The sequence below is a fragment of the Pseudoalteromonas sp. S4741 genome (assembly GCF_005886135.1).
GTDB lineage: Bacteria > Pseudomonadota > Gammaproteobacteria > Enterobacterales > Alteromonadaceae > Pseudoalteromonas > Pseudoalteromonas tetraodonis.
Genome location: NZ_PNCN01000016.1, coordinates 1 through 9,450, shown reverse-complemented (window position 1 = coordinate 9,450; position 9,450 = coordinate 1). Strand labels below are relative to the sequence as shown.

Below are 9,450 nucleotides of genomic sequence, written 5' to 3'. Positions count from 1 at the left end.
CCAACTGAGCTAGTGCCGCATCATATTAATTCTAAATAAGATTTTTATAATTTACATATTGGTGTATGTAACTAAACCACAACGTGGTGCCCGAGGCCGGACTTGAACCGGCACGACTTGTTAGTCGAGGGATTTTAAATCCCTTGTGTCTACCAATTCCACCACTCGGGCATCGAGTTTGCTAATTAAAGCGTGTGGAGTGTTGATTGGAGGCGGAACCCGGAGTCGAACCGGGGTAAACGGATTTGCAATCCGGTGCATGGCCACTCTGCCATTCCGCCTCAATACTAGGTTAGCTTTAAGATAAACTGGAGCGGCACACGAGGCTCGAACTCGTGACCTCGACCTTGGCAAGGTCGCGCTCTACCAACTGAGCTAGTGCCGCTTTGTTTATCTAGGGGCTATGCCCTCTCAACACGGACGCATTCTACAGAGATTATTAAACGCGTCAATACAAAAAATGCTACTTTTGAACTGTTTGATTATTTTTTATCTAAAATGGTGCGTTATTAGACGTTTACAATCAATTTTTGGTCAATTCTGCCCATGCTGCAACTAAATATTGCACCATAGAGCTAAGCGTTAAAAACGTCGCTATGTAAAGTAAGCCATAGCTTAAATACATCATCCAGGTATCGTACTGCCAAATTAGGCCAATAATGGCTAACATTTGCGCTGCGGTTTTTAATTTACCCATATCGGACACAGCCACATTGCCGCGTTTGCCTTGCTCAGCCATCCATTCTCGTAGCGCCGATATAACAATTTCACGGCTTATAATAATAAGCGCAGGAATAGTCATATACAAAGATTGATAATGCTCAGATAAAGCAACCAAGGCAGCGCACACCATTACTTTATCAGCAACAGGGTCTAAAAACGCACCAAAAGGCGTTGATTGTTCAAGCTTACGCGCTAAATAGCCATCGAGTATGTCTGTGATTGAAGCAAGCCAAAAAATAAAGGCAGCAACAAAGAATGCCCATGAATAAGGCATATAAAATATCACCAAAAAAATGGGGATAAGAAAGAGTCTAAACGTTGTGAGTGTGTTTGGAATATTCCACATAACTACTTGGATATGTCTTTTTTTCTATATTCGCACATAGGGCTAGCCCTTGTCATGCAAATGGTTAAATATCTTCTCAGCCATGTCAGGACTGATCCCAGGAACTTTCTTTAGCTGTTCTATATTAGCAGCTTTTACGCCTTGCATGCCCCCTAAATATTTTAATAATGTTTGTCGACGCTTGGAACCAACGCCATCTATTTCTTCTAATAACGACTGAGTACGTTGTTTTTGGCGCTTGTTACGGTGCCCTGCAATTGCAAAACGATGCGATTCATCGCGAATATGCTGAATTAAATGCAGTGCGGGTGCATCAGAATCCATAGGTATAGTTTTACGCCCGCCGTCAATAAGTAAAGTTTCAAGGCCTGGTTTACGGCTAGTGCCTTTTGCAACCCCAACTAATAGTGGCATTTTTGCATGCGGCCAGTTTTCAAAGTATTGTTCTGCCCTACCTAATTGGCCTTTACCACCATCAATAAAAATAACATCAGGAATTTTCTCCTCATCAACCAACTTGTTGTAACGTTTGTTTAGTGCAAACTCCATAGCGGCGTAATCATCACCACCGGTAATACCGGTCACGTTATAACGACGATACTCTTTATTGTTAGGGCCTTGAGAATCAAATACAACACAACTGGCCACGGTGTTTTCACCCATGGTGTGACTGATATCAAAACATTCCATGCGATTAATGTCATCAAGACGCAAGGTAGCCTTTAATTGCGCATAACGCTTGTTTATAGAGTCTTGAGTGCTTTGCTTAACCGTAATACTATTTAATGCGTTTTTATTGGCTAACTGTAAGTACTGTGCTCGCTCACCACGAGTAACCACTTTAAGCGATACTTTACGTTCACTAATTTGAGTTAGTGCTTCGCTGAGCGCATCACTTTCTTCTATTTCAAATGGTAAGATGATTTCTTTGGCAATGCGCCCTGTTGCTCCCGGTGCTAAGTAATATTGGCCTAAGAAAGAGGTTAAGATTTCCTGCTCCTGTGAGTCTTTAGGCACCTTTGGAAAATAAGTTTTACTACCCAGCACTTTATGATCGCGGATCATTAATAGATGAATCCCATTTAAGCCATTTAAATGAGCAAAACCTACAACATCCATTTCAGCAAAATTACCTGAGATAGACTGCTGCTCCTGCATTTTACGCAATAGCATAATTTGGTCGCGAACTTTAGCTGCAAGTTCAAAATTAAGCTGCTCACTGGCTTTTTCCATTTTAGCGATAAGATCAGCTATTACTTCATGGGATTTACCGGTTAAAAATTTACGGACATAATCAACTTGCTGCGCGTATTCATCTTCAGAGACTTTATTAACACACGGCGCAGAGCAACGTTTTAATTGGTATTGCAAGCATGGCCGACTACGCGCACGGTAGTAAGCGTCTTCACATTGACGTACCGGAAATATTTTTTGCATTAAGCGCAAACTTTCTGAAACCGCCCCCGCGCTTGGAAACGGGCCAAAATATTCGCCTTTTACTTTTCTGCTACCACGATGAAAGGCTAAACGAGGGTGCTTATGATTCGTGAGTAATATGTACGGGTACGATTTATCATCACGTAACAGAATATTATAACGTGGCTGATATTTTTTAATCAGGTTGTTTTCGAGCAGTAAAGCTTCTGTTTCTGTATTAGTAAGTGTGACTTCAATATTACAAATATTACTCACTAAAACACGGGTTTTGCTGTCGGTAATATTGCTGCGAAAGTAACTGCTCACCCGCTTTTTTAAACTTTTAGCTTTACCGACATAAATAACTTGGTTGTCATTATCGAGCATGCGATAAACGCCAGGCTCACTCGATAATGTTTTTAAAAACTGGGCATGATCAAATTCAGACATATATATCGACTAGTAAGAGATATCTATATCAATCATTTTGTAACGTATGGCTAAATGAGTAAGCTCTACATCGCCTCCTACGTTTAGCTTTTCAAACATACGATAACGATAACTGTTTACTGTTTTAGAGCTTAAATTTAAGCGCTCAGCAATATCCTGTGCTTTTTCACCTTTGGTGATCATTAGCATTATTTGTAGTTCACGCTCAGACAAACTTTGAAATGGGTTTTCATCGGTACGCCCGGTTACCTGTGCAAGTGCAATCTGTTGCGCTATTTCTGGCGCAATATAACGTTGCCCTGCATGCACGCAACGTATGGCACGCACCATTTCATCAGATCCTGCCCCCTTGGTTAAAAAGCCATGAGCACCAATTTGCATGACCTTACTTGGAAATGGGTCTTCACAATTAACTGTAAGCACAATAATTTTTACATCGGGACAATAACGGCAAACCTTTTTAGTTGCCTCAAGCCCGCCCATACCAGGCATGTTCATATCCATTAATACTATATTTGGCGCATGTTGACGACAAAACTGCACAGCCTCTTCGCCTGTTTTAGCTTCACCTATTACTTTAAAACCACGTATATCATCAAGAATACGTCTGATCCCTGTGCGCACAAGTTCATGGTCATCAACTAAAAGTACGTTAATCAATGGAACACCCTCACTAGCCTAATAAGATGCAAGTTAACAAAATTAATTCTCAACATTAGCATAGATACGACGAAACCATAACTAATATTATGCTTTCGTAATCGGTCTTTATGACCGATATGATTAAAAGCGTATTTACCTACAGCAGGTAAATACGCCCCAATGATTTATGCTGACGCCTTTTCACTAAAACGGTCTACCCATAAAGCAATAATACCATCGCCAGTTACATTACACGCAGTGCCGAAGCTATCTTGCGCTAGGTAAAGTGCAATCATTAGTGCCACCGCACCTTCATTGAAACCAAGCATGCTAGTTAATAAACCTAACGCCGACATTACCGCACCACCTGGGGCGCCTGGCGCTGCAATCATCACTACACCTAACATCATAATGAATGGCAACATAGCCATTAGTGAAGGTACTTCCATGCTAGGCGATAAAAACATTACAGCCATAGCACAGGTAACTATTGTAATTGTTGAACCTGACAAATGAATAGTGGCGCATAATGGCACTGTAAAGTTAGCTACATCCTCTTTAACGTTATTTGCTTTACTTGATTGCAAAGATACTGGAATGGTTGCCGCGCTCGACATGGTTCCTAATGCAGTAAAGTACGCAGGTAACATATTTTTAATTAGCTCAATAGGATTACGCTTAAGTAATAGGCCTGAGGTAATGTATAAAACACTCAACCATAACCAATGCATCACTAACGCAGCAATAAGTACTACACCAAATGCTTGTAATGTATCAACAACGGTGCCTGCTACGGTCATTTCAGCAAATACACCTGCAATGTAAAATGGTAATGCCGGAATAATTACTTTTGAAAGTAAACCATCAATAATATCGCGCCCCTGATCCGACACAGTTTTTAATGTGTCTAAGCCAAGCTGGCTCATACCAATACCAAATACAAACGCTGTGACTAAAGCAGTCATTACACCCATTAATGGTGGAATTTCTAAGTCAATAAAGCTACCTACTTCGGTCACTGCTTCAGCTTCAAATGAAATACCGCCGCTTAAAAACGGAATAACCGCCGTCACTAATAAAAACGCTAAAGTACCAGCTATAATTGTTGAGCCATACGCAAAACCCACCGTTTTTCCCAGTAGATGCCCTGATCCTTTAGGAAGCCCGGCAATCCCAGAGGCAATAAAAAATAAAATAATCAGTGGAATTGTAAAACTAATAAGCTGGCCGATAAGCTCTTTTACTGTATATAAAAGCTCAACGCCAGTTAAGGGAATATAGAGCCCGACTAAGATACCGGCCACAATACCGGCAATTAATTTTAAAATTAACTTCATGGTGATTACTTTATTGAATTTAGATAATGTGTTTTTACCATGTTTTGAATAGTTTGTGTCAATAAACTGTTCAACCGCAGTTCATTTGCACAATTAACCGACAAAATATAAGTGTGTTGTGTTGATTTGTTTAAATAACGACTACATAAAGAAAAGATAAAGTACAAAGTTAAAAACGAACAAATGATTTCAAGTTCGCCTTTTTAATAACTAAAAAATTAACAGATTGAGTTTTTAGTTCAATCCGTTATAAGCGTAATTAATATATGTTATAGCCAAAGCTTACTTTAACTTTTTTTATCTCACAGTAAAGTAGGATTATAAAGTTAACAGAATAGCTGTTAACGTGTTGATCAGATTGTACCTAAAGGAACATTATGTCTACTATTTTTGAAGATAACTCACTAAGCATCGGTAACACACCGTTGGTAAAACTTAACCGTGTTACAGGTGGGAATGTATACGCTAAAGTTGAATCACGAAATCCTAGCTTTAGTATTAAATGCCGTATTGGTGCATCAATGATTTGGGAAGCTGAAAAATCAGGTCAACTTACCAAAGACAAAGAACTTATAGAGCCAACATCAGGCAATACCGGTATTGCATTGGCATTTGTAGCTGCTTCTCGCGGTTACAAGTTAACGCTTACAATGCCAAACACCATGAGCTTAGAACGTCGTAAACTATTAAAGGCACTCGGTGCTAACCTAGTGCTCACCGATGGCGCTAAAGGCATGAATGGCGCTATTGCAAAGGCCAAAGAAATTCAAGCAGCAGACCCAGATAAGTTTATTTTGCTACAACAATTCGAAAACCCTGCAAACCCTAAAATTCACTTTGAAACAACAGGCCCAGAAATCTTTGATGCACTTGATGGCAAAATCGATTTCTTTGTTGCAGGTGTTGGTACAGGCGGAACTATCACAGGTGTAAGCCGTTATCTTAAAAAAGAAAAAGGCTTAAATGTAAAATCAATCGCTGTAGAGCCAAGCCACTCTCCGGTAATTAGCCAAACACTTGCTGGTGAAGAAGTAAAACCAGGACCACATAAAATACAAGGCATTGGTGCAGGCTTTATTCCTGGGAATTTAGACCTATCAATAATTGATGGTGTAGAGCAAGTCTCTAATGAAGAATGTATAGCAATGTGTCACGAACTAATGAAAAAAGAAGGGATTTTAGTTGGTATTTCATCAGGTGCAGCTGTGGTTGCAGCGAAACGTATTGCTGAACGCCCTGAAAATGCAGATAAAAATATTGTGGTTATTTTGCCAAGTGCAACAGAGCGTTACTTATCAAGCCCGATGTTTGACGAAGAGTTTAGCGAACAAGAGCTTGTGCAATAATCAAGCGGTCTGATTAAAAAAGGATGTTTTTTAACATCCTTTTTTATTGCTTTTTTAATAAGTTACTATCTATTTAGTCTACTCCTCTTTACATCTTCTCCATTCCATCACACACTTTATATATAAGTAATCAACCTGACCAAATATGAAAACAATTTTAACCATTTTTGTACTCATATTTAGTATTTTGATCGTTGGCTGTAATGAAAATACTAGACCTAAAGAGCAGTACATTGACAATGATCGTCCAGGCGACACTGCTACTGTGTATTTTGATGCGCTTTATAACCAGCATAATTTGCAAAAAGCCTGCGATTTCGCAACGCCTAAATTAGCCCGCATAATGAAATCGTATGGGACGGCCAAACAGTTTGCGCGTAGTCTTATTAATTTACAATACGATGAAGTGGTAATTGAAATTGATATGTCAAATTCAAGCCTGCGAGAACAGTATGGCAATCAGGCTAAAATAAACATTGTGTTTACCGGTTACTTAAATGGTAAAAAAATCGATGATTTCCGTAGTATCGAAATGCTTAAAATAAAAGGTAAGTGGTACGTAGATAAAATCATCGCCGATCCTTACGGGCGCTGATCAGTCATTCAGAGCCTTAGTAACAGTAACCGTATATTCGGGCTTAAAAAATACACAACATAAAAAAGCCTTAAATCATAAATTTAAGGCTTTTTTTATTATCTACTTTATTATAATCCAGTGTTAAATGTCTTCAGGTTTAAAGTTATCAACCGCAATAGCCTGCATTCTTAGCTTATTGGCATGATGCATTGCTTCACCATCAACCTTCGTTACGAGCTCGTGTTCAAGTGCGTAATCAATCGCTTGTTCAATATCATAGGTGGCAGGCACCTTGCCTTTTCGTTGCCACTGTTTTAACTGTTTAAATTGATTTTGCATATCGTGCATTGCTAAAAAAGCATTTTCCATAACACCCGTTCCGGCATTTTCATCAACGTAACACAAATGGGTAAGCCTATTTCTAAATACGCCTGGTTGAGTCATGTGTTCACAAATACTTTGTGAAGTGGCATCACTTGGTTTGTGATAATGATTACCTAATGGAAAAACAATACGCTTAAGTGCAAAGTTAACCACCGGGTTAGAGAAATTTTTAAAGAAGCCGTCAAATGCTTGACCTATTTCATACAATGACGTCTCTATTGCATACTTAACAAAAGGTAAATCAGCTTGTTGGCGCCCTTCATCTTCAAAACGTTTTAACACGGTAGAAGCAATATACAAATGACTTAATACATCGCCTAAACGTGCCGATATCATTTCTTTGCGTTTAAGTTCACCACCTAACATCAACATTGCAACATCCGTTGTAAACGCCAATCCTCGGCTCATTCTACCTAATTGTTTATAATAGTCGGCCGTCTCTCCACACACAGGCGCTTTAGCAAAGTGGCTGCGAGTTAAACCATGCACCAAGGCCATACTTGCATTACTCAGTGCAAATACAATGTGCTTCATTAATAAGCCATCAAATTGCTCAAGTGCAGCATCATCGTCATCCATTGCTGCCGCTTCCATCTCTTTTAATACAAACGGATGGCAACGAGTTGCACCTTGGCCAAATATCATAAGGTTACGGGTAAGAATATTAGCGCCCTCTACGGTAATAGAGACGGGAATACCCATATAACCGTGTGCTAAATAGTTATTAGGCCCAACCTGAATCCCTTTACCTGCATGAATGTCCATTGCATCATTCATTACCATTCGACCCATTTCGGTCATGTGGTACTTTGCAATAGCAGTCACTACTGACGGGCTAAGTTTTAAATCAATTGCACCTGCGGTCATTAACCGGCATGATTCCAATGCATAAGTTAGCCCGCCAATACGTGCTAACCCTTCTTGTACGCCTTCAAATTGCCCAATTGACACGCCAAACTGTTGGCGAACAACAGAGTAAGCCGAGGTCATTTTAGCCGCTAAATGCCCTGTTGCAGTGCTTAATGCCGGTAACGAAATACCACGCCCTGCGCTTAAACACTCTACTAGCATGCGCCAACCGCGCCCTGCCCCTTGCTGGCCGCCAATAATCCAATCAAGCGGAATAAATACATCCTTACCGTACGTTGTGCCATTCATAAACGCCATGTTAAGTGGGTAATGACGCTCTCCTGCTTTAACACCTGGGTGATCAGTTGGAATAAGTGCACACGTTATTCCGAGCTCTTTTTCATCGCCTAACAATCCATCTGGATCGTACATTTTAAATGCAAGCCCTAACACAGTCGCCACAGGCGCAAGGGTAATGTAACGTTTTGACCAATTTAAACGCAGTCCCAACACTTCCTTACCATCATGCTCGCCTTTGCACACCACGCCAGAATCAGGAATACTGCCAGCATCTGAGCCAGCCTCAGGGCCCGTTAATGCAAAACAAGGTACATCGTCACCTTTTGCAAGGCTAGGTAACCAACGATTTTGTTGCTCAGTTGTTCCGTAATGCAGTAATAACTCACCAGGACCTAAGCTATTGGGTACCATGACCGTCACGGCGGCCGTTAAGCTTTTAGTCGCAATTTTTGACACTATGGTGGAATTAGCAATAGCAGAGAATTCAAGACCCCCAAATTTTTCTGGGATGATCATTGCAAAAAACCCTTCGGTTTTTAAAAAGTCCCACACCTCTTTAGGTAAATCTTTGTCTTTTTGTACAATTTTATAGTCATCAAGCATGGCTAATAAAGTTTCAACTTGATTATCTAAAAATGCAGTTTCTTTTTCACTTAACTGCGGACGCGGATAGTTGTGTAATTTTTGCCAATCAGGCTCACCACTAAATAACTCGCCATCCCACCAAATATCACCCGCTTCCATGGCTTCTCGCTCTGTTTGCGATAATGGCGGCAACACCTTTTTAAACATCTTAAAAGTAGGTCGAGTAATTAAATTAAGGCGGATATCTTTAATAGCAAATACCACGATCACCACAACCAGTAATATAATAAATACTGACATGAGCACATTCCTTTTATAGTTATAAAAACACTGATTTAATTATGACCGATCTTAATTTAAATACAATGGGGTGTCAGAGGAGTGCTACTAAATGATGAGCCGATTCTATTGTAATTAAAATATAACGATAAAGTAGAGTTACGCATTTATTAGGCACAGCAAAAAGCCCACAAAATGCGTAATGCCAGTCAGTTA

At 40.0% G+C, this 9,450-nt stretch carries 7 protein-coding genes and 3 tRNA genes; 2 read left to right on the top strand and 8 right to left on the bottom strand.

Annotation, left to right across the window (positions count from 1 at the left end; all coding sequences use genetic code 11):
* Positions 1-84: 84 nt before the first annotated feature.
* From CWC30_RS02610 to CWC30_RS02580, 7 genes are all read right to left on the bottom strand, one after another.
* A tRNA-Leu gene (locus CWC30_RS02610) sits at positions 85-171 on the bottom strand.
* 36 nt (positions 172-207) lie between these two features.
* A tRNA-Cys gene (locus CWC30_RS02605) sits at positions 208-281 on the bottom strand.
* 28 nt (positions 282-309) lie between these two features.
* Positions 310-385, bottom strand: a tRNA-Gly gene (locus tag CWC30_RS02600).
* Between the two features lie 138 nt (positions 386-523).
* Positions 524-1,069 (bottom strand): CDP-diacylglycerol--glycerol-3-phosphate 3-phosphatidyltransferase, encoded by a 546-nt coding sequence (pgsA, locus tag CWC30_RS02595; RefSeq protein WP_013464594.1) that lies wholly within the window; start codon positions 1,067-1,069, stop codon positions 524-526.
* A 42-nt stretch (positions 1,070-1,111) separates the two neighbouring features.
* A complete protein-coding gene (uvrC, locus tag CWC30_RS02590; protein ID WP_036983092.1) occupies positions 1,112-2,935 on the bottom strand; it encodes an excinuclease ABC subunit UvrC in 1,824 nt (607 codons plus the stop codon).
* 9 nt (positions 2,936-2,944) lie between these two features.
* Positions 2,945-3,595: a UvrY/SirA/GacA family response regulator transcription factor gene (gene uvrY, locus CWC30_RS02585; protein ID WP_013464592.1), complete on the bottom strand. Its 651-nt coding sequence runs from the start codon at positions 3,593-3,595 to the stop codon at positions 2,945-2,947.
* Positions 3,596-3,762: 167 nt separating this feature from the next.
* Entirely contained in the window at positions 3,763-4,914 is a 1,152-nt protein-coding gene (locus CWC30_RS02580; RefSeq protein ID WP_010391481.1) for a dicarboxylate/amino acid:cation symporter, read from the bottom strand.
* 377 nt (positions 4,915-5,291) lie between these two features.
* Here CWC30_RS02580 and cysK point away from each other — a divergent pair, with 377 nt between their 5' ends.
* Complete coding sequence (gene cysK / locus CWC30_RS02575; protein ID WP_013464591.1) at positions 5,292-6,260, top strand: cysteine synthase A; 969 nt, start codon at positions 5,292-5,294, stop codon at positions 6,258-6,260.
* A gap of 145 nt (positions 6,261-6,405) precedes the next feature.
* Positions 6,406-6,855: a hypothetical protein gene (locus tag CWC30_RS02570; RefSeq protein WP_076921639.1), complete on the top strand. Its 450-nt coding sequence runs from the start codon at positions 6,406-6,408 to the stop codon at positions 6,853-6,855.
* Positions 6,856-6,978: 123 nt separating this feature from the next.
* On the opposite strand, the gene CWC30_RS02565 is transcribed toward CWC30_RS02570, so the two are convergent.
* Positions 6,979-9,255, bottom strand: a complete 2,277-nt coding sequence (locus CWC30_RS02565; RefSeq protein WP_036983100.1) for an acyl-CoA dehydrogenase — start codon at positions 9,253-9,255, stop codon at positions 6,979-6,981.
* Between the last annotated feature and the right edge of the window lie 195 nt (positions 9,256-9,450).

Coding starts and splice junctions, on each gene's coding strand:
- CWC30_RS02565 (WP_036983100.1), bottom strand. CDS start 9,255: ATGTCAGTATTTATTATATTACTGGTTGTGGTGATCGTGGTATTTGCT.
- uvrC (WP_036983092.1), bottom strand. CDS start 2,935: ATGTCTGAATTTGATCATGCCCAGTTTTTAAAAACATTATCGAGTGAG.
- cysK (WP_013464591.1), top strand. CDS start 5,292: ATGTCTACTATTTTTGAAGATAACTCACTAAGCATCGGTAACACACCG.
- pgsA (WP_013464594.1), bottom strand. CDS start 1,069: ATGTGGAATATTCCAAACACACTCACAACGTTTAGACTCTTTCTTATC.
- CWC30_RS02580 (WP_010391481.1), bottom strand. CDS start 4,914: ATGAAGTTAATTTTAAAATTAATTGCCGGTATTGTGGCCGGTATCTTA.
- CWC30_RS02570 (WP_076921639.1), top strand. CDS start 6,406: ATGAAAACAATTTTAACCATTTTTGTACTCATATTTAGTATTTTGATC.